At 61.7% G+C, this 21,781-nt stretch carries 21 protein-coding genes; 12 read left to right on the top strand and 9 right to left on the bottom strand.

The window, feature by feature from the left end:
* Nucleotides 1-358 precede the first annotated feature (358 nt).
* A complete protein-coding gene (locus NKI17_RS25080) occupies nt 359-748 on the top strand; it encodes a hypothetical protein (protein ID WP_023679620.1) in 390 nt (129 codons plus the stop codon).
* Between the two features lie 1,160 nt (nt 749-1,908).
* Here NKI17_RS25080 and NKI17_RS25075 read toward each other — a convergent pair.
* The 9 genes from NKI17_RS25075 to panB all read right to left on the bottom strand — a co-directional run bounded on the left by NKI17_RS25075 (nt 1,909) and on the right by panB (nt 9,647).
* The gene (locus NKI17_RS25075; protein WP_352453550.1) at nt 1,909-2,124 is read right to left on the bottom strand and encodes a helix-turn-helix domain-containing protein; all 216 of its coding nucleotides are present in this window, start codon (nt 2,122-2,124) and stop codon (nt 1,909-1,911) included.
* A 762-nt stretch (nt 2,125-2,886) separates the two neighbouring features.
* Nucleotides 2,887-4,710: a glutamine--fructose-6-phosphate transaminase (isomerizing) gene (glmS, locus tag NKI17_RS25070; protein ID WP_352625293.1), complete on the bottom strand. Its 1,824-nt coding sequence runs from the start codon at nt 4,708-4,710 to the stop codon at nt 2,887-2,889.
* Between the two features lie 259 nt (nt 4,711-4,969).
* A complete protein-coding gene (locus NKI17_RS25065) occupies nt 4,970-5,152 on the bottom strand; it encodes a hypothetical protein (RefSeq protein ID WP_352625292.1) in 183 nt (60 codons plus the stop codon).
* A gap of 372 nt (nt 5,153-5,524) precedes the next feature.
* Nucleotides 5,525-5,713 carry a DUF2285 domain-containing protein gene (locus NKI17_RS37045; protein WP_502894601.1) on the bottom strand — a complete coding sequence of 63 codons (189 nt, stop codon included), beginning with the start codon at nt 5,711-5,713 and terminating at the stop codon, nt 5,525-5,527.
* A 280-nt stretch (nt 5,714-5,993) separates the two neighbouring features.
* On the bottom strand, nt 5,994-6,368 hold the full coding sequence (locus NKI17_RS25055) for a transcriptional regulator domain-containing protein (protein ID WP_352906942.1): 375 nt from the start codon (nt 6,366-6,368) through the stop codon (nt 5,994-5,996).
* A complete protein-coding gene (locus NKI17_RS25050) occupies nt 6,365-7,015 on the bottom strand; it encodes an acyl-homoserine-lactone synthase (RefSeq protein WP_352625288.1) in 651 nt (216 codons plus the stop codon). Before NKI17_RS25050 ends, NKI17_RS25055 begins: the two co-directional genes overlap by 4 nt.
* A 93-nt stretch (nt 7,016-7,108) precedes the next feature.
* Nucleotides 7,109-7,834, bottom strand: coding sequence for a LuxR family transcriptional regulator (locus NKI17_RS25045; protein WP_352625286.1), 726 nt, complete (start codon nt 7,832-7,834; stop codon nt 7,109-7,111).
* A 95-nt stretch (nt 7,835-7,929) separates the two neighbouring features.
* Complete coding sequence (gene panC, locus NKI17_RS25040; protein WP_352625284.1) at nt 7,930-8,790, bottom strand: pantoate--beta-alanine ligase; 861 nt, start codon at nt 8,788-8,790, stop codon at nt 7,930-7,932.
* The gene (gene panB, locus NKI17_RS25035) at nt 8,787-9,647 is read right to left on the bottom strand and encodes a 3-methyl-2-oxobutanoate hydroxymethyltransferase (RefSeq protein WP_352625282.1); all 861 of its coding nucleotides are present in this window, start codon (nt 9,645-9,647) and stop codon (nt 8,787-8,789) included. Before panB ends, panC begins: the two co-directional genes overlap by 4 nt.
* 174 nt (nt 9,648-9,821) lie before the next feature.
* Between panB and NKI17_RS25030 the strand changes: the two genes are divergently transcribed.
* From NKI17_RS25030 to groL, 11 genes are all read left to right on the top strand, one after another.
* The gene (locus tag NKI17_RS25030) at nt 9,822-10,790 is read left to right on the top strand and encodes an NUDIX hydrolase (protein WP_352625301.1); all 969 of its coding nucleotides are present in this window, start codon (nt 9,822-9,824) and stop codon (nt 10,788-10,790) included.
* Nucleotides 10,791-10,856: 66 nt separating this feature from the next.
* Nucleotides 10,857-11,831: a quinolinate synthase NadA gene (gene nadA / locus NKI17_RS25025; protein ID WP_352643787.1), complete on the top strand. Its 975-nt coding sequence runs from the start codon at nt 10,857-10,859 to the stop codon at nt 11,829-11,831.
* Nucleotides 11,828-13,369 (top strand): L-aspartate oxidase, encoded by a 1,542-nt coding sequence (locus tag NKI17_RS25020; protein ID WP_352643786.1) that lies wholly within the window; start codon nt 11,828-11,830, stop codon nt 13,367-13,369. Before nadA ends, NKI17_RS25020 begins: the two co-directional genes overlap by 4 nt.
* On the top strand, nt 13,369-14,223 hold the full coding sequence (nadC, locus tag NKI17_RS25015) for a carboxylating nicotinate-nucleotide diphosphorylase (protein ID WP_352643785.1): 855 nt from the start codon (nt 13,369-13,371) through the stop codon (nt 14,221-14,223). Before NKI17_RS25020 ends, nadC begins: the two co-directional genes overlap by 1 nt.
* A gap of 94 nt (nt 14,224-14,317) precedes the next feature.
* Nucleotides 14,318-15,316 (top strand): biotin synthase BioB, encoded by a 999-nt coding sequence (gene bioB / locus NKI17_RS25010; RefSeq protein ID WP_352788701.1) that lies wholly within the window; start codon nt 14,318-14,320, stop codon nt 15,314-15,316.
* Nucleotides 15,313-16,452, top strand: a complete 1,140-nt coding sequence (locus NKI17_RS25005) for an 8-amino-7-oxononanoate synthase (protein WP_352788665.1) — start codon at nt 15,313-15,315, stop codon at nt 16,450-16,452. The genes bioB and NKI17_RS25005 overlap by 4 nt, the downstream gene beginning before the upstream one ends.
* A gap of 11 nt (nt 16,453-16,463) precedes the next feature.
* Nucleotides 16,464-17,099 carry a dethiobiotin synthase gene (bioD, locus tag NKI17_RS25000; RefSeq protein WP_023679599.1) on the top strand — a complete coding sequence of 212 codons (636 nt, stop codon included), beginning with the start codon at nt 16,464-16,466 and terminating at the stop codon, nt 17,097-17,099.
* Nucleotides 17,099-18,364 (top strand): adenosylmethionine--8-amino-7-oxononanoate transaminase, encoded by a 1,266-nt coding sequence (locus tag NKI17_RS24995; RefSeq protein WP_023679598.1) that lies wholly within the window; start codon nt 17,099-17,101, stop codon nt 18,362-18,364. Before bioD ends, NKI17_RS24995 begins: the two co-directional genes overlap by 1 nt.
* Nucleotides 18,361-19,344, top strand: a complete 984-nt coding sequence (gene bioZ, locus NKI17_RS24990; RefSeq protein ID WP_352788662.1) for a 3-oxopimeloyl-[acyl-carrier-protein] synthase BioZ — start codon at nt 18,361-18,363, stop codon at nt 19,342-19,344. The genes NKI17_RS24995 and bioZ overlap by 4 nt, the downstream gene beginning before the upstream one ends.
* A 430-nt stretch (nt 19,345-19,774) precedes the next feature.
* The gene (groES, locus tag NKI17_RS24985; RefSeq protein WP_352692538.1) at nt 19,775-20,071 is read left to right on the top strand and encodes a co-chaperone GroES; all 297 of its coding nucleotides are present in this window, start codon (nt 19,775-19,777) and stop codon (nt 20,069-20,071) included.
* A gap of 62 nt (nt 20,072-20,133) precedes the next feature.
* Nucleotides 20,134-21,780 (top strand): chaperonin GroEL, encoded by a 1,647-nt coding sequence (groL, locus tag NKI17_RS24980; RefSeq protein ID WP_352906941.1) that lies wholly within the window; start codon nt 20,134-20,136, stop codon nt 21,778-21,780.
* Nucleotide 21,781: the final 1 nt, after the last annotated feature.

The raw sequence follows: 21,781 nt of genomic DNA, 5'->3' as shown, positions 1-21,781 counted from the left end.
TCGACGATCAAGCGCCCGGCGGTCCCGAGCTTCGAGGGACGCCACCGCGAGGCTTTCAGGTACAAGACGGCCCGAGGATGGGCTTGCCGCAAGAGAACGGACTTACCAGTGGGATGTTCAGCGACGCCGATGCAGATGTCTGGAATGATCACGACATCAATTGTCGCGGCAACTTTGGCTGGCCTGCTCCTCGGGTTCCGTAGATCCAGCGCATTCCGCTTCAGGATCCGTTCGAACCGGAGCACGCCCTCGGTCAATGGACTGACCGGCAAACTCTGAATGATCGGTCGTGAGCCGACATCTGTGAACAAGCGGTGTGGTCGATTGCTATCACCCATGTGTTGCGCGCAGGTATCTTATGGCAGTGGATGAACTGGATTTGATGGTTTTACGGCTGGCGGTCGAAAGCGTCCGCTCGCTCTCCTTAAGCTTCGCTGAAAAGGCCGCCGAGGTAGCCACCAGGAGCCGCGGCATCCTGCTTTTCGACGTGCGGGTCGACGGTGACGCGGAGGTCCAGCGGGTCGCAGCCATCCGATATCAGGGCGACCAGATCGGCGTGCTGGCGTTGGACAGACAGGGTCTTGTTACCCACCAGTGCATCGTCAACGGTACGTTCTCACATTTCACTACGCCCCTGGAGAACTGGCACAGCATGCCCCTGTCCATGCAGGCCAAGATCGATGCCAACGGCCATGCCAGTCTCTTCCTAGGGGCCTTGCGAAATGCCGGACATTTGCTGGGCAGCTAGCATTTGGCTACAATGCATCTGTGAATTTTTGCATGCGCATCGCTGCCGCGGCGGTCGCGGCAAAGCGATCGCCGCGATGATGGCGATCAACGCGCGGGCGTTGCATCGATGCGCGATCGTTTAGACAGAGGTCTCCGCCTGGCATCGAGCAACATGCACGGAGGACGCAAAGCGCAAATGCATCAAGTATTTGAAGGGACGAGCCCCTCGCGCAAATGGAGCTTGCGCTGCCGTTGTCATTCCATCGTGCCGCCGAACTCGGGGGCGTGACGATCGACCACGACGGCCTATTTTTTTGCAAAGCCGAATGTCCCGATTCCGAAGCCACGAAAAAACTCCGATCACAGCGAAGAATAGTAACAACACGGGCGACGCAAGCCGCCTTGCCGTAGCAGGGGAGGTGCTTGCGGTGCTCTCACCGACACGAGATCGCAAATGGCACATGGGTGAGCACCAGAACTGGCGACACCCATGGTGATCGGCTTGACTCGCTGGAGGAAGCACAAGGCTCGGCGGGCAGAGGCGCAAGCGACGGTCGGACACTGGCTGGCTGCTCGGGATCTGATCGAGGCGTAGTCGGACAAGGAAGCGTAGTGCCCTACCTCGATGTTCCTAGAAGCGCGCCGGCAGCCTGGCGGGGGGGCTTGGGGTTAGACTGCCGGCGCACGCCACTCATGAAGAGCGGCCCCTTTTTGCTGTTCCGACACCCATAGTCAACCCGGCAGCGTCTGGATGCCCGCTGTGCTCTTTTCAGAGCGGCGCGCGATGCCGGCCATGTCGGCCGATCCTGCCTAGTCTAGGATGGGGGGCCACTCTCGTCGGCCGAGTTGATGCTCCAGCCAGTATCGCCTTGCCGACCAGCATGAGTTCGCTGTTAGCAATCGATCGTCGCGAGCCGATGCTATCGTGCACGTGTCGCAGCACTCCGGGCGGCTATATCGCTAAGACAGCATGAAGAAGCGTTCCAACTTCCTGTTCGGCGAGCCCTCTTCCTGTTCGGCGAGCCCGTGTGCAGTTCCTGACTCGGACAGTGGACGAGAATTCTCTTGGCGGTACTGCGCCAGAAGGCATTCGCGTCCAACGGAATCAAGCGACGACTATCAGCCGCAAACGTCACATCACAAGAGCGGTCTTCCACCCATTGCAGATTATCCGACTGATCAGGCGGCGTCCGATATGTCCGACTCTGCCTCAAGAATTCCCACAGGTATGGACAGCGATCTCGCTATCCGATTCCGATAGCCCTTATTGTACTTTAGACCCCGCTCGATGTTTTGGATTTCCTGAGCGGCAAGCCCGCACGCGACCGCGAGGTCCTCGATTGAATACCCAAGGTGCTCACGATAAGCGCGGATGATGTGGGTCCCCTGCGACATAGCCGTCAAGACTGGCTCGGGAATGCGCGAATCCTTCATAAACATCTCCAAGAAGATGGGAGCGCCTGACAAATCGGGAGATTTCCTCCCCGACCCTGGCGCACACCCAGCAAATCAAAAAAATGGACGTCCATTCGGCCGGACCGGCCTCATCCATGGAATGGGCCACTTGAAATTGGCAGCCGGGTCGGAATATGGCGGCTCACCTGCTTCTGATCAAGTTCTAAGAACCTGCCCGCCATGAGATGGCCTGATCGGCTGTAGCGCATTCGACCTGCGATCCTACACGACTCATTCTCCCCGATGGCTTTCTTGAACAGCAACTCGAACTCTCACTGACGCCTCCAGTGGCTATTCGCGGGACCGTCCACCCAGCCTCGCGGCCGCTGATACCTTTGACCAATTTCCACCGCCGATGCAGCGAAAGACGGCGCTTGTGCTTGAATCACACATCGATCACCGGTGTTAACCAAATTTTTTAAGCCGCCGATGCTTGTTCGGAGACCGAAAGGATAGGGCGCCCGAGGAAACAGCCGAAAGGGCCGCGCGCTTTTGTGCTGACGTCGGCTTGAGCAAGCTCGATCCGGCTGCTCTGTGCAATCGCCCGACCGGCCGAAAAAAGGATGGCGATTGTAATGATGCGGCGACCGCGAGTTTCCCAAATTGCAGCAAACAATGGTCATCTGGTTCATCCGGGCTTCGGATCCAGACAGGGGGTAGCGCTTTCGATGGACGAGCATCGCCACCTATAAAGGTTCGCAATCATTCGACCGTGACCGATTTTGCGAGATTGCGCGGCTGGTCTACATCTGTGCCCATGAAGAGCGCCGTGTGGTAGGCAAGAAGCTGTATCGGCAGCGAGAAGATCATCGGCGCGATAATCTCGTCGACAGCCGGGAGCACAAGCGTGTGCATAGTGTCGAGTTTCGATGCGGCTGCCCCTTTTTCATCGGTGATGAGGATAATCCGCCCTCCACGGGCAGCCACTTCCTGCATGTTGGAGACGGTCTTGTCGAAAAAGCGATCATGGGGCGCGATGACGATCACTGGCATGTTGTCGTCTATCAATGCGATAGGACCGTGCTTCAATTCACCCGCCGCATAGCCCTCGGCATGGATGTAGGAAATCTCCTTGAGCTTCAGCGCACCTTCCATCGCTAGCGGGAAACTGGTGCCACGGCCGAGATACAGGACGTCACGACACTTTGACAGTTCGCGCGACAGGAATTCAATCTCCGGCTGGATGCTGTTGAGTACCTGGCCCATGACGCGCGGCACTTCGGCGAGGCTCCTGACGAGCGCCTGCAGCTCATCTTCGGTTACGGTCCCGCGGGCTCTGGCGGCGCCGATGGCGAGTGCGGCTAGAACGGCAAGCTGGCAGGTAAACGCCTTGGTGGAGGCGACGCCGATCTCCGGTCCGGCAAGGATCGGGAAGACCGCATCGGCCTCCCGAGCGATGGTCGATTCGCAGGCATTGACGATAGCGCCAATTTTCAGCCCACGCTCCTTGCAGTACCTCAACGATGCGAGCGTATCGGCGGTTTCCCCGGACTGCGAAATGAAAAGAGCCGCCGACTGCGGCGACAACGGGATCTCGCGGTAACGGAATTCGGACGCAACGTCGATTTCAACCGTCAGGCGCGCATAGCGCTCGAACCAGTATTTTCCGATCAGTCCGGCGAGATAGGCGGTCCCGCAGGCCGAGATCGCCAAGCTCGGGATCCTGGCGAAATCGATGCCAGAAACCATGTCGGCGCAATTCTCTATGATGTTGCTATAGTGACGGAGAGCATGGGCGATGACTTCGGGCTGCTCGTAGATTTCCTTCTCCATGAAGTGGCGATGGTTGCCCTTGTTGGCCAGATCGGCCGCGGCCGTGGAGGTATGGCGCGGACGCTCGACGGGATGGCCGTCGAAATCGAAGATATGGGCGCCCGAATTGCCGACAATGGCCCAGTCGCCCTCGATGAGATAGGTAATTTCATTGGTGAAGGGAGCAAGCGCGATCGCGTCGGAGCCCAGGAACATCTCGCCGTCGCCGTGACCGATCGCCAGCGGTGGTCCGTTGCGCGCCGCCATGATGGTCGACGGATCATCTTCAAAGAGGACAGCAAGCGCATAGGCGCCCCTGAGGCGTTTCAGCATGGCACGCATCGCGTCTTGCCGCCTCATGCCGTCCCGGCGGTGTCTTGCCAAGAGATGCGCGACGACCTCGGTGTCGGTGTCGGTCTGGAACTCGGCGCCAGCCGCCGCCAATTCGTCCTTCAGCTCGATGAAATTCTCGATGATGCCGTTATGGACGACGGCGACACCGTCGGTAAAGTGCGGGTGTGCATTGTGTTCCGTCGAGGCCCCATGGGTTGCCCAACGCGTGTGGCCGATGCCGATGTTGCCGCTCAGCGGCTCTTCCTTCAGTCTCCTCTCGAGATTGACGAGCTTGCCCTCGGCGCGCCGGCGGTGCAAGGCACCTTCGGTGATCGTCGCAACGCCGGCGGAATCATAGCCGCGATATTCCAAACGCTTCAATGCGTCGACTAACCGATCCGACACCGGCTGTTGCCCAACGATGCCAACAATCCCGCACATGTTCGTCTCCCCATTCTTGCCGGCAGCTTCAGCCCACGCGAGACGGATACCCATCCGGCCGCGTTCATTGGGAACCTTGTAGTAGTATTCGGTAATATTGGTACAATTGATTGTAGGGATAACTATCATCCACCCCATGGATGAGTCGCGTTTGTGGGCCCTGATCTAACTTCTCGTTGCGCCTGACGCCCTCATGCCCGAACGCAAGCCCACACCCCGCGGCACGAAGGAACAATCGGCCATGCGCGAACCATCCCGGCTACGCACCTGACCACGGACCGCCGCCGCTCATGATCACGCGGTGATCGGCATGATCACAAGCACTGTAGTTAGGCAGCGTCAGCGACGCATGATCGGCATCATCATCATCGGCAACGTCGGCGCCGTCGGCATGATTCACGTGTTCGTCACGTTGATCATAATCATCGTCGCCGCCGATCAAGTTTCTGATTGCCTGCCAGTTTGACGCGGCTTTCGCCGGTAGAGCTTAGCCCGCGATGGCCTATCAATACGCTGTTAGTCGGCATGGCCGAAACCGAGAGTCAGGCGGCGCACGCCACAGAGCACGTTCAGCGACCGTTTCAGTCAGCGCCGGCTTTCTGGGGGTTCGTAACGGTCATCAGGATTCTCGGGGCATGAATGCACTATCACAAAAGCCTTGGTTCTCAGTGCTTCGTCCGTATTACTCAAACCCGATTCCCGCAGCGGAAGAACTAGGCGCGTGTTACGTTTTGTACAAGGCACAATAGCAGTGAGAAATGGAGATGATGCCTGCGCGTTTTCTAACAAGACAATCACCAAGCTGGCACCCGAATTACATCAGGAACTGTCTATAGCCGCCGCTCATCAGGTAGCGGCCACGTTGGATGGCGCGACGCACCTGATCGCGAAGATGGCTACCTGGATGAGACCAATCTTCTTCGACACGGCGTCTCCCGAACAGGGCAATGGCGATCTCCTGATGAGATGCTCCCGCAAGCGAGCCATCCAAAGCCTGGAGCACGATCCGCAGACGCGCTCCGCGGGGTTCCGGCGGAAAGCAAGCAGCTGCCAGGCGGCCGCAACCATTGATGTCGCTCAGGAACTGAAGGGCAGCGACATGGAACTTCAGGTGCTGCGGCTGCACGATCGCGTCGACATATAGCCGCAACGGGCGGAGAACGGATGCACCGGAAAGGGCGATCTGCAGACTCCGGCAGTCCTCCCTCAGCAGCACGTGCTGCACGCCGGCAGGCGTCAGCAGGATGTCCTTGCAGCATGAGAGCGAAAAAAGGTCAAGCGGTTCAAAACCGTGGTCGAGCCCAACCGGCTCCGCGGCCGCCCGTAGAATACGGGCGCAGTCGCGCGGATCCCAAAAGACCCTTGCCGACGTAGCGTCCGACTGTGGCGCGTCCGCGAAAAAGGAGGCTCCATTGTCTTAGGAAAGATGATCCTGTCGTCAACTCGATTATCTTCATGTCGGCCTGGGCTCCGACAATGCAGGCGGACGGTGCCATTTTGGCGTGGTCGCGCTGGAATTGTGGATTGCGCCGAAGAAACTCCCAGGCCCGGGCAGTGCGTGGCAATCGTCTGGCGTAATGGTAAGCTTCGTGACGACGCCAGTCCGGCCAGCATTCAAGACCGACCGTCGCTTCCTTGGGCAGACCAGCACGCTTCACGGCTCAGGTGTCCACAATGCCGACGGGCCTAGAACCGGTTGCCACAGCACCGGTCCGCTCAGACGTCCCCTGCTGCGGATGCGCAAAAGGCTCGCGTGGGAAATCTCGAGAAACCCGGCCACCCCCTCCGTTTTGCCGACGGACTTGGGTTGTCCGATGCGCGACAATGGCCACGTCGCGAGGCGAAGGATCCGTTCCATGCGCGTGTCCGTCACCGTTACTATCCGGGTCAGATCCTTGGCCAAGCCGAACTCGATCATGCCCGCGAAGAGCTCGTAGGTTGCCTGGGCCAGCCCGCCCGCTGCCTTGGGCGCCGACGGAGGGAGATCGAGCGCGAAACGACTGCTCTCCCATATGTCGGCAGTCGAGGGCACGACGTCAGCACCCAGCAGCACCGGGAACGTGTCGCGCAACATTGTGGGTCCGGTGCTGGGCAAAAGACGCACGCAACCGCGAATTCGCCAGTCGGATCCCTTGAGGAGCAGATAGACAGGCTTCAGACCATCAAACGGGTCTGTTTCCATCTGGTCTTCGGTATCAACTTCCCAATCGAGCCTTTCCTTGAACACCCGAAACCTGAGCCCGTGCATCTCTTTGAGCTCGCTTGCGAACTCGTCGTAAAGGTCTGGTGTTATCAGCTGCATCATGGTCGCCTCCGTGCGGGATGTGTTCCCGCCATCGAAGGGCAAAGCCGGCAGCGATGCAGCCTGTAGAGGTTTACAGCTATCGTGGCCGACGAATCAGGATCTCGCCTGGCCGGAGGCAGCCAGTCGTGCAACGGCCTGGTTGATCGTTCGAACGCCAAGCTTTGCCTTGGCGTTTTCCAGATGAAAGGTCACGGTGCGCTTTGAGACGCCGAGAAGCTGGCTGATAACCCAAGCCGACTTGCCGCGCGCCGCCCATTTCAGGCACTCGAACTCCCGCGGGGTGAGCGTTACACCGTCCACCACGCGATCGTCGGCGAGCCTGCGCCGGACATGGCTATGAAAGTTGATGGCCACCAGCTGCAATGCTTTTTCGTAACGTGTCAGTGACCGCAACAGAGGCGGGCGGGACTCGTCGGAAGCAAAGGTCAGGGCAGCAAACCGGCCGCGATGATCATGCATGGATATCGTCAGGCCGCCGCGGATGCCAAACTCAGCCGCACTCTCCAGAATTTGTTGCTGCGAATTCGGCAGACAGTGCCGAGCGCGATCCACACCCCAATCGAAGGTATCCCAGCCTTGCAGCCCGCGCAGGATGACCGGATCAAGACTGTGGTACCGCTGTTGCAGATAACGTGATGTCCAGGATGAAGGATAGTTTGAGATCAATTGCGGGGCGTCGCCGGGGGCCGACGGGTAAGTGAAGTAGGCGAATAGCGGAAAATCGAAGCCGGCTGCAGCGGATGCCATTGCCTCACGGAGATCGGCAGCATCAACACTCGCAGACAGTTGCTCGACGAAGTTCTCAAACACGCGATGCATTTGCGCTTTGCGTAACCTCCGTGATCGCTCGATGCCAGGCAGAGACCTTGTTTTAAACGATCCCCGGACGGATACAGCGCGTGCCGAGAACCCCGTTAATCTGTTGAAACCCGTGATATTCTGACGTTGTCTATGAGCCGTGTGCCGCCGAGCCAGGCCGCGACAAGCAAGCGTGCCGGTCGGTCAAGGCTTGTCATCGGTCGCAGATCTGCCTCGTCGCGAAGTTCCAGGTATTCGACCTCGCGATAGCCCGCAGCCAGAATTGCTGCGCGCGCATCGGCAAGCGTTGGCAGGACGGGCGAGCCGCGGGCAAGCCGCTCAGCCGTCTGGAGCAATACCGATGGGAGCTTGGGGGCAACAGCACGCTCTGCTGGCGAGAGCCGGACATTGCGCGATGATAGTGCAAGACCGTCGGCTTCGCGGACTGTCGGACAAGGAACAATGGTGATTGGAATATCCAGGTCCCGGGCCATACGCCTGACTAGCTGAAGCTGCTGAAAGTCCTTTTCGCCAAAGAAGCCGAAGTCAGCGCTGGTCTGCAGGAAGAGCTTGGCGACGACGGTCGCCACGCCATCGAAATGTCCCGGCCGGAAGGCACCGCACAGGCCCTCGCTGACACCGGACACCGAAACGGTCGTGGCGAAGGCCGCCGGATACATCTCCTCTGCATCCGGCGCATAAAGCAGGTGCGCGCCAAGCGGTGCCAGTTTGGCGGCATCCTCGTCCTCGGTGCTCGGATACGCGGCGAGATCGGCCTGGCTGTTGAATTGCTTCGGGTTGACGAAGAGCGTCACGATCACCCGGTCGGCCTTCACGAGTGCCGCGCGCACCAGGCTGAGATGGCCCTCATGCAGGACACCCATCGTTGGCACGACGGCAATCCTCACGCCCTCGCGGCGCCATGCGGCGACAATTTCGCGAAGCTGGGCAACGCTCCTGACAATCGGCACGCTCACGCTGCTTCTCCGCTCTTGGTGCCGTCCGCGTCGGTGGGCTTGGGCGCATCGGCAAACACGTGCTCGGCGGCCGGAAACTGGCGCTCCTTCACTTCCCGCGCATAGGCCGCGATCGCAGCCGCAGCGGCCTCCCCCAGTTCAGCATAGCGCTTGACGAATTTGGGCCGGAAGTCGCCGAAGAGGCCCAGCATGTCGTCGACGACGAGAATCTGGCCGTCACAGGCTGCCGAGGCACCGATGCCAATGGTCGGGGTCGCCACCTCCCCGGTGATCCGGCGGGCGAGCGCCTCGGGAACCTTCTCCAGCACGACCGCAAAGGCGCCCGCTTCGCTCACCGCAAGCGCGTCGCGCCTGATGCGCTCGGCATCCCCGCCTCTGCCCTGCACGCGGTAGCCACCGATGGTGTTGATCGCCTGCGGCGTCAAGCCGACATGGGCCATGACCGGCACGCCGCGCGCGGCGAGGAAGCCGATCGTCTCTGCCATCGTTTCGCCGCCTTCGAGCTTGACGGCCGCGCAGCCGGTCTCGGCCATGACGCGCGCGGCATTGCGGAAAGCCTGCTCGGGGCTTTCCTCGAAGGAACCGAACGGCAGGTCGACCACCATCAGCGCCTGCTCGAGGCCACGGCGCACGGCCTGGCCGTGCGTGATCATCATCTCCAGCGTCACACCGAGCGTCGAGGGCAGGCCGTGCAGAACCATGCCGACGCTGTCGCCGACCAGCACCACATCGCAATGGGGATCGACAAGCCGGGCGACTGGGGTCGTGTAGGCGGTGAGGCAGACGAGCGGCGTCCCACCTTTACGCGAACGAATATCCGGCGGTGTAATCGCCTTGGTGTCACCAAACGCACTCAATGGACCCTCCTTCCCCAACGTTACCAACCGCGGGTGTCGCGTTTGCCACATTTTTGTGCAAGTGCGAAGAGCTAAAAAATGGCCGTGCAGCTGTGCGGTGTTGACGTGCGGACAGGCGCGCTTACACTTAAATCGATTCAGGCGCCCCCGAGCTGGCCAACCACTTTCGCGAACATGGACGATCAGGCAATAGGACCCAGGAAAGACAGAGCCGCCGTCAAGGCCGACGAAGTCAAAGTGGACCTGATCGCCTTTGTCGTCGCCGTAAACGACAGTGAACCCTGTGTCCTCACCATCGGCCAGGCGGACACCCTGCCCTCCGGACCATTTGCGCTTGAGCACCGATCGCTGCAATCCGGTTTGAGGGGGTGGGTCGAGCAGCAGACCGGCCATCCGCTGGGGTATATTGAGCAACTCTACACCTTCGCGGATCGGGATCGCATCGGCGCCGAGCGCCAGCAACGCGTCATCTCCATCAGCTATCTCGCATTGACCCGCAAGGAACAGGCAGCTGGCTCGCCCAAGTGCGGCTGGCAGAGTTGGTATGAATATTTTCCATGGGAGGACCACCGCTCCGGCACGCCTCCGGTCGTGCTGGACGTTCTGCGACCGCGCCTGATTGAATGGGCAGACGGCGTCAGCGACGCGGCCGCGCGACGTGAACGCTGGCAGCGGGCGACGATAGCCTTCGGCTTCGACGACCGCCTTTGGAACGAGGAACTCACGCTTCAACGCTATGAGTTGGTCTACGAAGCAGGCCTGGTCCAAGAGGCCGGAAGCGGACGGGACGCGACGCCGCCTCCGCTGGTGCCCAGCAAGTCTATGGTCGCCGATCATCGCCGCATCGTGGCGACCGGCATTGCGCGGCTGCGCTCCAAGATCAAATACCGGCCGGTCGTCTTTGAGCTGATGCCGCCGGTCTTCACGCTTTTGCAGCTGCAGCGAACCGTGGAGGCGCTCGCCGGCAGGCTCATCCACAAGCCGAACTTTCGCCGCCTGATCGAGCAGCAGGAGCTGGTCGAAGAGACCGGAGAGGCCACCACGGAGACCGGCGGCCGGCCAGCGAAGCTTTACCGGTTCCGCCACGCCGCTCTCGACGAGAGGGTCATCGCCGGGACAAAATTGCCGCTGGCGCGGGGTTGACATCCCTTATACTCACAGCAAGTATATGCTGGTTATTTTCAACTAGAGTATAAGCTGGAGGGGTCGATGAGCGCCATGCTGCCGACGGCCGCGTTTCTCTACGAGCGCGTCCGACGAGTGATCCCGCCGATCGAATGGCCGGCTTTCGTCGAGGATATCGAGGCGATCCTTGCACTGAAGCGCGAGCGCAACGCCATCATCCTGGCGCACAACTATCAGACGCCCGAGATCTTCCATTGCGTGGCCGACATCGTCGGCGACAGCTTGGCACTGGCCCGCAAGGCTGCGACGATCGAGGCGCAAGTCATCGTGCTGGCCGGCGTACATTTCATGGCCGAAACGGCCAAGCTGCTCAATCCGCAAAAGACGGTGCTCATTCCCGATCTGCGGGCAGGCTGTTCGTTGGCGGAATCGATCACGGCAGAAGACGTGCGCTTGATGCGCCAGCGTTATCCCGGCGTGCCGATCATCACTTATGTCAACACGTCGGCCGAAGTGAAAGCCGAGTCGGATATCTGCTGTACATCCGGCAACGCCAAGGCGGTCGTCCAATCCCTTGGCGTTCCCCAGGTGATCATGTTGCCGGACGAATATCTGGCCCAGAATATCGCCGCCCAGACCGATGTGCAGATCATCGCCTGGAAAGGGCATTGCGAGGTGCATGAGCGCTTTACACCGGCCGACATCCGCGAGTTGCGCGAAAGCCATCCCGGCGTGATCGTGCTTGCGCATCCCGAATGCCCGCCCGACGTCGTGGCTGAAGCAGATTTTTCCGGCTCGACCGCTGCCATGTCCGACTATGTCGAAAGACAAAGGCCGCCACGTGTCGTGCTGATGACCGAATGCTCGATGAGCGACAACGTCGCGTTAGCGCACCCAGAGGTCGAGTTTATCCGGCCCTGCAATTTGTGCCCGCACATGAAGCGGATCACACTTGCCAACATCCGCACGGCGCTCGAGCAGAACCACCATGTCGTAACCATCGAACCCGGGATCGCCGGGCGCGCGCGGCTTGCGGTCGAACGGATGCTGGCAATTTGAGCGCCGATATCCGCAGCTTCTTCGGGCGGCCCATCATCGTCGGCGGCGGCATCGCCGGACTGATGACCGCGCTTCAACTGGCGCCGGAGCCGGTGCTTCTTCTGTCCAGGACGCTGCTGGGAGCTGACAATTCGAGCACCTGGGCACAGGGTGGTCTGGCTGCAAGTTTCGGCGAAGACGACGATCCGGCACTGCACCTGGCCGATACGCTTGCCGCCGGGGATGGTCTCTGCGACACAGACGTGGCGAGCCGCATCCTCCAAGCCGCGCCCAAGGCGATAGAGGGGCTTGCGGGCTTTGGGGTTCCCTTCGACCGTACGCCGAAAGGATCGCTGTGCCTCGGATTGGAGGCCGCACACAGCCGACGTCGCATCGTTCATGCGCATGGTGACGGCACCGGCCGTGAGATCATGCGTGCCCTGATCGCGGCTGTGCGTTCCACTTCGTCGATTGTTGTCGTGGAGGGCGTGGAAGCGCGCCGGCTGGCGGTGCGAGAGAATGCGATCCGAGGCGTCTGGGCGAGCGGTTCGATAGGACCTGTCTTCTTCGGCTCACGGCGGGTCGTCCTCGCCACCGGTGGGATCGGGGGACTGTTTCTCGACACCACCAATCCTTGGGGCAGTTGCGGACAGGGCCTGGCGCTTGCGGCCCGCGCTGGAGCTGTCCTTGCCGACCTCGAGTTCATCCAGTTCCACCCGACCGCGCTTGACGGCCCGGAACGCCCTATGGTGCTGGTCAGCGAGGCCGTCCGCGGCGAAGGTGCTGCCCTGATCGACGAAACCGGCCAGGCTTTTCTCCAGAGCGTGCCAGGGGCGGAACTTGCGCCTCGTGATGTCTTGGCGCGCGCCGTCTGGAACCATCTTGCCAACGGCCACCGTGTTTTTCTCGACGCGCGGCAACGGCCTGGCCCGGAATTTGCTCGACACTTCCCGACAATCGCATCAGCCTGTCGTGGAGCCGGCATCAATCCCGCGCGCGATCTCATCCCCATTCGTCCGGCCCAACACTACCACATGGGTGGCGTTGCCGTGGACGGCTCCGGTAGGACGTCCGTCAAGGGGCTGTGGGCCTGCGGCGAAGTCGCTTCGACAGGACTGCATGGCGCCAACAGGCTCGCCAGCAATTCCTTGACCGAGGCCGTCGTATGCGCCCGCTGGGTCGCTGAAAGTGTCGCCGGAACGCCTGCTCGCAGAACAAAGCCTGCGTTTGCGGACGTTTACCCATCGCCCGCTCCGACACCCGTGCGTGTTTTCCTGTCGCGCGCACTCGGCATCGTCCGGGATGGTGAAGGTTTGAAAGCAGCCGCACGTGCCTTATTGCCGCTCGCCGAAAGCAAGGACGCGGCCTCGGATGCGGCGGCTGTCGGGCTAATGATCGCGGTTGCCGCCTTGTTGCGCCAAGAAAGCCGCGGCGCTCATTACCGGACAGATTTTCCTCATCATGCGACTGTCGCCCGACGGTCCGAAATCACCCTCGAAGCCGCCTTGGCCGCTGCGCGGGAACTCGGAAACTCCCCAAGCCTCGAAGGGGCAAAGTGATGACGCTCTCACCGCTTCCCACGGTCATGCTTGAGCCGCTTGTAAGGGCAGCTCTTCTTGAAGACCTTGGCAGAGCCGGCGACTTGACCACGGAGGCCATCGTCCCGAAGGAACACCAAGCGGGAACCGTGTTGGCGGCGCGCCAGTCCGGAGTTGTCGCCGGCCTCGATCTGGCGATGCTCGCTTTCCGCTTGATTGATCCTGATGTCGAAATTTCGGTGGAGCGGGCAGACGGCTGCAATGTCATGGATGGAGAGGTCATTGCATCAGTGGTTGGCCCTGCCCGGGCCATTCTCACAGCCGAACGGACGGCACTCAATTTTTTGTGCCATCTGAGCGGCATCGCTACAGCAACGGCATCGATCGTCGCTGCGGTTCGTGGATATGGCGCGAAGATCGTCTGCACGCGCAAGACGACGCCCGGATTGAGGGCAGTCGAAAAGTATGCGGTGCGCGCGGGTGGCGGATCCAATCACCGTTTCGGCCTCGACGACGCAATTCTGATCAAGGACAACCACATCGCCATCGCAGGCGGCGTTCGCCCGGCGCTCGAGCGAGCACGAAGACGGGCCGGTCATCTCGTCAAGATCGAAGTCGAGGTCGATACGCTGGCCCAGTTGGAGGAGGTACTTGGCTTCGCTCCCGATGCGGTTCTGCTCGACAACATGTCCCTCGCCGATCTTCGCCGCGCGGTCGCAATCGTTGGTGGCCGCACTATCACCGAGGCTTCTGGCGGGATCACGTCCGATACAGCGCGAGCGATTGCCGCGACCGGCGTTGATCTGATTTCAGTCGGCCGACTGACCCACAGCGCGCCGATCCTGGATATCGGCCTCGACTATTGGGACTCATGATTGCCTGAGGAACGAACAGGATCGAATCAACTGTCCTTTCCGATCGTCGTCAATCAGACAGCAAAGCAAGGCAGAACCGGAGAACAGCATGGACATGCAAACAGCCAGTCCAACGCAGACATCGCCACAGGCTCAATCCCCTGACCCTGGAGCGTGGACCCTGGAGAAGGCTCAGGCACTTCACGATGCCCCCTTCAACAATCTCCTCTTCCTCGCGCAAACCGTGCACCGCCAGAATTTCGATCCAAACAAGGTCCAGCTCAGCCGGCTGCTCAGCATCAAGACGGGCGGATGCCCGGAGGATTGCGGCTATTGTAGCCAGTCGGCGCATCACGAGACCGGCCTGAAGGCGTCGAAGCTGATGGAGGTCAGGCGCGTCATCGTCGAGGCGAAGAAAGCGCGTGACGCCGGCGCAACCCGCTATTGCATGGGCGCGGCCTGGCGAAACCCCAAGGCGCGCGACATGGATGCGGTGGTGGCGATGGTCGAAGGCGTCAAGGCGCTGGGCATGGAGACCTGCATGACGCTCGGCATGCTCGATCTTGAGCAAGCCGCTCGACTGAAGCAGGCTGGTCTCGACTTTTACAACCACAACATCGATACGTCGGAACGCTACTATAGCGAGATCATCAGCACGCGGAGCTTTGCGGAGCGGCTCGAGACGCTCGAGCACGTTCGCCAATCCGGCATCAATGTCTGCTGCGGCGGCATTGTCGGCATGGGCGAGGAGCCGGTGGACCGGATCGGCATGCTGGTGACGCTGGCCAACCTGCCGGAACATCCGCAAAGCGTTCCGATCAACATGCTGATCCCGATCCCCGGCACCCCGCTTGCCGACGCCAAGCCCATCGAGCCGATCGAATTCGTGCGCGTGATCGCGCTGGCACGCATCATGATGCCGAAATCGCATATCCGTCTCTCCGCCGGCCGCACGGCCATGACCGACGAGATGCAGGCGCTGTGCTTTTTTGCCGGCGCCAACTCGATCTTCGTCGGCGACACGCTGCTGACGGCGGACAATCCCGGCGAGGACAAGGATACCCTGCTGTTCCGGCGCCTCGGCATCGAGCCGATGGAACTCGAGGCGCAATGAACGGGGCACCGCTTGCCCGCTATGAGGCGACCTTGCAGGGACTGGCGCGCAAGGACCGGCTGCGGACGCTGAAGCCGCGCGCCGGGCTCGACTTCTCGTCGAACGACTATCTCGGGCTTGCCGCCTCCAAAAGACTTGGCGAAGCGGTTGTGGCGGCGATTGCGCGGGGCACGCCGGTTGGCGCCACCGGGTCGCGGCTGTTGCGCGGCAATGCACCGGAACACGAGCAGCTCGAGGCAGACGCGGCAGCATTCTTTGGAGCCGACGGCGCGCTATTCTTCGGCAGCGGCTACATCGCCAACTTCGCTCTGCTGACTGCGCTGCCGCAGAAGGGCGACCTTTTGGTCCTCGATGAGCTCGCCCATGCCAGCATGCATGAGGGTGCGCAGGCCGGGCGCGCCGAGTTCAAGCTGGCCGCGCACAACGACGTCGATGCTGTCGAGGATGCGATCACGTGTTGGCGCGCCGAAGGCGGCATGGGATGCGTCTGGATCGCGGTGGAAAGCCTTTACAGCATGGATGGCGACTGCGCGCCTTTGGAGAGCCTGGTCGCGCTTGCCGATCGGCACGAGGCATTCCTCGTCGTCGACGAGGCGCACGCCACCGGCGTCTGGGGACCGGACGGCCGGGGGCTGGCCGCCGCTTTCGAGGGCCGCGACAACATCGTCGCGCTCCACACCTGCGGCAAGGCGCTCGGCGCATCTGGTGGGCTCGTGACCGGGCCGAGGACACTGTGCGAGTATCTGATCAACCGTTGCCGGCCATTCATCTACGCCACCGCGCCATCGCCGCTGATGGCGGTCGCGGCGCGCGAAGCGCTCGCAATGCTCGCCGACGAGCCTATGCGGCGTGTTCAGCTGCATGAACGCGTTGCCCTCGCAGGCCGCCAATTGGTCGATCGCTGCGGTGTGATGCCAAGTGGCTCTCAGATCCAGCCCTTGGTGATCGGCGATGTCAGGCGCACCATGGCAATGGCGGCGCGCCTGCAGGCCCGCGGCTTCGACATACGCGGCATTCGTCCGCCGACCGTGCCCGAGGGCACGTCGCGGCTGCGCATCTCACTGACGCTCAATATCGGCGAAGCCGACATTTCCGCCATGGTCGAGGCGCTCGTCGAGGTGTTGGCGCAGACATGACCGGAGGCGACATGACCAAGCGCATCGTCATCACCGGAACAGACACCGGAATTGGCAAGACGGTGTTTTCGGCCGGGCTTGCCGGCCTGCTTGACGGCTTCTACTGGAAGCCGGTGCAATCGGGCCTCGACGGCGAGACCGACAGCGAGGCGGTTGCGCGACTTGCCGGGCTGCCGTCGGGGCGCGTGCTGCCGGAAGCCTACCGCTTGAAGAGCCCGCTTTCGCCGCATCGTTCGGCCGAAATCGACGACGTTTCGATCGAGGCTGCCGATCTTTCGTTTCCGGTCCTGCCGACACCGCTCGTCATCGAAGGCGCCGGCGGGCTGATGGTGCCGCTGAACCGCCGGACAAGGTTCATCGACATATTCGAGCAATGGCAGTTGCCGGTCATTCTGTGCGCCCGCACCGCGCTCGGAACAATCAATCACACCCTGCTGTCGATCGAGGCCCTGCGGGCGCGCGCTATCCCGCTGGCTGGCATCGCCTTCATCGGCGATGAGATGACCGATACGCAACGGACGATCGTGGAATTCGGCGACGTGCCGCAACTCGGCAGGCTGCCGCACCTCGATCCGCTAACGGACAAAACGCTGAGACAAGCGATGATTGCCGGCTTCGACCTCGCTTTGATTGCCGGAGGCGAATGATGCCGCATTCCCGTGTGTGGCATCCCTTCACCCAGCACGCGCTCGAGCCGGCAATCCCTGAAATCGTCCTGACTGAAGGCGCCTATCTCCACAAAGCCAATGGCGTGCGCATTCTGGACGCCATTTCCTCCTGGTGGGTCGTCACACATGGCCACCGCCATCCCCGCATTATAAAGGCAATCGAGACGACCGCCTCGAGCCTCGACCAGATCATCTTCGCAGGTTTCACGCACGAGCCTGCCGAATGCTTGGCCAAGGCGCTTGTCGGACTCGCTCCCGCCGGACTCGACTGGGTGTTCTATTCCGACAGCGGCTCGACCAGCGTCGAAGTCGCGCTGAAGATGGCGCTCGGCTATTTCCGCAACATCGGCGCGCCGCGCTCGCGCATCGTCGTCATGGAGCACAGCTATCACGGCGACACGATCGGCACGATGAGCGTCGGTGCCCGTGGCGTGTTCAACGCCGCCTACGAACCCTTGCTGTTCGAGGTCGACACCATTCCCTTCCCGGCCGCCGGCCGCGAGCAGGAAACGCTGGATAGATTCGAGGCCGTCAGCCGCGACCGGCGCGCCGCCGCGCTGATCATCGAACCGCTGGTGCTTGGCGCCGGCGGCATGCGGATGTATCCGGCCTCGGTTCTGACCGGATTGAAGAAGATCGCCGAAGCCTCCGGCACGCTGCTGATCGCCGACGAGGTGATGACCGGCTGGGGCCGCACCGGGAGCATGTTCGCCTGCGAGCAGGCATCGATTTCTCCGGATATCCTGTGCACCTCGAAGGGCCTGACCGGTGGCACCATCCCGCTGGCGGCCACACTCGCCACCGATGCCATCTTCCAGGCTCACTATTCGACGGACAGGAAGAAGACCTTTTTCCACTCGAGTTCCTACACCGCCAATCCGATTGCCTGCGCGGCAGCACTCGCCAATGTCGAGATCTGGCAGGACGAGCCGGTGGCCGAGCGGATCGCGGCCCTGAGCGCGAAGCAGGCCGCCGGGCTTAGACGCTTTCGCGACAATCCCTACTTCACCGACAAGCGGACGACCGGCACGATTGCGGCGCTCGATCTTCGCGCCGGCTCAGCCGGTTATCTGGCCGAAATCGGCCCGAAACTGCGCGCTTTTTTCCTCAAGCGCGGGCTCCTTGTGCGCCCGCTCGGCAATGTCCTCTATCTTCTCCCGCCTTATTGCATCACCGGCGAGGAGCTGGACGGGCTCTATGACGCCATCGAGGAAGCCGGCGAACGCTTCGGTTCGAGGCCATGAGCAGGTCGTCGCGCCTTCTCGGGTTTGGCCATCATGCGCCTGGGCGAAAGGTGGCCAATGCCGAAATCGAGAACAATCTCGGCCTCGAACCGGGCTGGATCGAGCGGCGCACCGGAATTCGTTCGCGCTTCTGGGCAACGGACGAAGACACGCTGTCTGGCTTGGCCACGCAAGCCGGCGACATGGCTTTGGCGAACGCCGGCATTGCGCGCCACGACATCGGTCTGCTGTTACTTGCCACCTCGACGCCCGATCACCTCCTGCCGCCCAGCGCGCCCCTGGTCGCACATCGGTTGGGGCTGGGCCGCGCCGGCGCTGTCGATCTGACCGGCGCCTGCGCCGGCTTCATCTATGCGCTGATGTTCGCGGACGGATTTACCCGCCTGCACGGCAAAGCGAGCCTTGTTATCGCCGCCAACATCCTCAGCCGCCGCATCAATCCAGCCGAGCGCGCAAGCTCGGTCCTGTTTGCCGATGCCGCCGGCGCCCTGGTGATCGGTCAGTGCGATGATGCTGATCGGGGCATTCTCGGTGCCTCGGTGGATTCGGACGGCTCGCGATACGGGCTGATCCAGATTCCCGCAGGAGGAAGCAACAAGCCGTTCCACGGTGACCTCGATCTCGCGCAAACCCGAATGAGGATGACGGACGGCCGCGAAGTGTTCGCAATGGCCGTGGAGATGATGACCGATTGCTCGACAAGCGCTCTAGCCGCTGCCGGAGTGCGGCCACACGATCTCGGCCGGTTCGTGCCGCATCAGGCCAATACTCGGATTTTCGACGCGGTCGGGAGGAACCTCGGCATCGCGGACCAAGCAATTGTCAAGACGATTGCCGAATACGGCAACTCTTCGGCCGCGACGATCCCGCTGTCGCTCTCGCTCGCCAACCAGATGAAGCCATTCCAGCCTGGAGAGAAAATCCTTCTGTCGGCGGCGGGTGCGGGTCTCAGCGGCGGCGCTCTCGTGGTTGGAATCTAGCCGGCCGGCTCACGCGCGCAGGACTGGTCATGAATGGCGATAGGGCAACAGAACCAATGCCAAAATGGCCTTCTGAAGCTCGACATGACCGAGCTGACGCAGCACGACCCCGTGCGAGCCTCTGGATGAGATCAAATGCATCACCCGTTGCATCATTCGTGCCATCTGAATAAAGCTCAAATACAAAGGGTGAGCCGCCCCATATATGTCTGATACCCGACATTGTTCACATAAAAGGCTCGATGCTTACACGCTCTTTACTCTCTTCTCTTTGCTGTCTGCTCTTTTCTCTTTGCTCTTTGCTCTTCCGTCTTGACTAGCAGGAGCATGCGGCTTATCTCATTGCCGCGTTAGCACTCGCTTCGGCTGAGTGCTAAGCACGCTCCGGCAACGGAGAACCGTTCAACATTCGCACCAAGGAAATCCAAAAATGGCAAAGTCGAATTTCCGGCCGCTGCATGACCGCGTGGTCGTTCGCCGCGTCGAGTCCGAAGCGAAGACCGCCGGCGGGATCATCATCCCCGATACGGCGAAGGAAAAGCCGCAGGAAGGCGAGATCATCGCCGTCGGTTCCGGCGCCCGTGACGAGGTCGGCAAGCTCGTCCCGCTGGACGTCAAGTCCGGTGACCGCATCCTGTTCGGCAAGTGGTCGGGCACCGAAGTCAAGCTCAACGGCGAAGACCTTCTGATCATGAAGGAAGCCGATATCATGGGCGTCATCGGCTGACACGCCGCCTTTCATCCGCACCATCCAATCTGAATTTCGGGCGAAATGCCCAGGAGTAAAAAATGGCTGCCAAAGACGTAAAATTCTCCCGCGACGCTCGTGAGCGCATGCTGCGCGGCGTCAACATCCTCGCCGACGCGGTGAAGGTCACGCTCGGCCCCAAGGGCCGCAACGTCGTCATCGACAAGTCGTTCGGCGCACCGCGCATCACCAAGGACGGCGTCACCGTCGCCAAGGAAATCGAGCTTGAGGACAAGTTCGAAAACATGGGCGCGCAGATGGTCCGCGAAGTTGCTTCGAAGACCAACGACATCGCCGGCGACGGCACCACCACCGCGACCGTTCTGGCACAGTCGATCGTCCAGGAAGGCCACAAGTCGGTTGCCGCCGACATGAACCCGATGGACCTCAAGCGCGGCATCGACCTCGCCGTCGCCGACGTCGTCGCGACGCTGATCAAGAACGCCAAGAAGATCAAGACCTCGGAAGAGGTTGCCCAGGTCGGCACAATCGCCGGCAATGGCGACGTGTCGGTCGGCTCGATGATCGCGGAAGCGATGCAGAAGGTCGGCAATGAGGGCGTCATCACCGTCGAGGAAGCAAAGACCGCCGAGACCGAGCTTGAAGTCGTTGAAGGCATGCAATTCGACCGCGGCTATCTCTCGCCCTACTTCGTCACCAACGCCGAGAAGATGGTTGCGGATCTGGAAGACGCCTACATTCTTCTCCATGAGAAGAAGCTCTCCAACCTGCAGGCCATGCTGCCGATCCTCGAGGCCGTCGTGCAGACCTCGAAGCCGCTGGTCATCATCTCGGAAGATGTCGAAGGCGAGGCCCTGGCCACGCTGGTCGTCAACAAGCTGCGTGGCGGCCTGAAGATCGCTGCCGTCAAGGCGCCGGGCTTCGGTGATCGCCGCAAGGCCATGCTGGAAGACATCGCCATCCTCACCGGTGGCCAGGTCATTTCCGAAGACCTCGGCATCAAGCTCGAGAATGTCGGCCTGAACATGCTCGGCCGCGCCAAGAAGGTGTCGATCTCCAAGGAGAACACCACCATCGTCGACGGCGCCGGCAAGAAGGCCGAAATCCAGGGCCGCGTCGCCCAGATCAAGCAGCAGATCGAGGAGACCACCTCGGACTACGACAAGGAGAAGCTGCAGGAACGTCTCGCCAAGCTGGCGGGCGGCGTTGCCGTCATCCGCGTCGGCGGTGCGACCGAAGTGGAAGTCAAGGAAAAGAAGGACCGCGTCGATGACGCCCTCAACGCGACCCGCGCGGCCGTCGAAGAAGGCATCGTTCCCGGCGGCGGCGTCGCACTGCTGCGCGCTTCGCTGAGCATCAAGGCAACCGGCGCCAACTCCGACCAGACCGCGGGCATCAGCATCGTGCGTCGCGCGCTGCAGGCTCCGGCCCGCCAGATCGCGGCCAACGCCGGTGCGGAAGCATCGATCGTTGCCGGCAAGATCCTTGAGAACAAGGGGGCAACCTTCGGCTACAACGCCCAGACCGGCGAATATGGCGACATGATCGCCATGGGTATCGTCGACCCGGTCAAGGTTGTGCGCACGGCTCTGCAGGACGCGGCCTCGGTCGCCGGCCTGCTGGTCACCACCGAAGCCATGATCGCGGAGGCTCCGAAGAAGGAGTCGGCTGGCGGCGGCATGCCTGGCGGCATGGGCGGCGGCGGCATGGGCGGTATGGATTTCTAAT

This window comes from Mesorhizobium sp. M0816 (assembly GCF_040320005.1).
Classification (GTDB): domain Bacteria; phylum Pseudomonadota; class Alphaproteobacteria; order Rhizobiales; family Rhizobiaceae; genus Mesorhizobium.
This window is presented reverse-complemented; position numbering and strand designations above follow the sequence as displayed.

What these genes read in the sequence shown, in the direction of transcription:
- NKI17_RS25045 (WP_352625286.1), bottom strand. Translation starts at nt 7,834, where the DNA reads ATGCATCGCGTGTTTGAGAACTTCGTCGAGCAACTGTCTGCGAGTGTT.
- groL (WP_352906941.1), top strand. Translation starts at nt 20,134, where the DNA reads ATGGCTGCCAAAGACGTAAAATTCTCCCGCGACGCTCGTGAGCGCATG.
- bioB (WP_352788701.1), top strand. Translation starts at nt 14,318, where the DNA reads ATGCAAACAGCCAGTCCAACGCAGACATCGCCACAGGCTCAATCCCCT.
- NKI17_RS25050 (WP_352625288.1), bottom strand. Translation starts at nt 7,015, where the DNA reads ATGATGCAGCTGATAACACCAGACCTTTACGACGAGTTCGCAAGCGAG.
- bioD (WP_023679599.1), top strand. Translation starts at nt 16,464, where the DNA reads ATGACCAAGCGCATCGTCATCACCGGAACAGACACCGGAATTGGCAAG.
- NKI17_RS25080 (WP_023679620.1), top strand. Translation starts at nt 359, where the DNA reads ATGGCAGTGGATGAACTGGATTTGATGGTTTTACGGCTGGCGGTCGAA.
- nadA (WP_352643787.1), top strand. Translation starts at nt 10,857, where the DNA reads ATGAGCGCCATGCTGCCGACGGCCGCGTTTCTCTACGAGCGCGTCCGA.
- NKI17_RS24995 (WP_023679598.1), top strand. Translation starts at nt 17,099, where the DNA reads ATGCCGCATTCCCGTGTGTGGCATCCCTTCACCCAGCACGCGCTCGAG.
- NKI17_RS25030 (WP_352625301.1), top strand. Translation starts at nt 9,822, where the DNA reads ATGGACGATCAGGCAATAGGACCCAGGAAAGACAGAGCCGCCGTCAAG.
- groES (WP_352692538.1), top strand. Translation starts at nt 19,775, where the DNA reads ATGGCAAAGTCGAATTTCCGGCCGCTGCATGACCGCGTGGTCGTTCGC.
- bioZ (WP_352788662.1), top strand. Translation starts at nt 18,361, where the DNA reads ATGAGCAGGTCGTCGCGCCTTCTCGGGTTTGGCCATCATGCGCCTGGG.
- NKI17_RS25005 (WP_352788665.1), top strand. Translation starts at nt 15,313, where the DNA reads ATGAACGGGGCACCGCTTGCCCGCTATGAGGCGACCTTGCAGGGACTG.
- nadC (WP_352643785.1), top strand. Translation starts at nt 13,369, where the DNA reads ATGACGCTCTCACCGCTTCCCACGGTCATGCTTGAGCCGCTTGTAAGG.
- glmS (WP_352625293.1), bottom strand. Translation starts at nt 4,710, where the DNA reads ATGTGCGGGATTGTTGGCATCGTTGGGCAACAGCCGGTGTCGGATCGG.
- NKI17_RS25075 (WP_352453550.1), bottom strand. Translation starts at nt 2,124, where the DNA reads ATGTCGCAGGGGACCCACATCATCCGCGCTTATCGTGAGCACCTTGGG.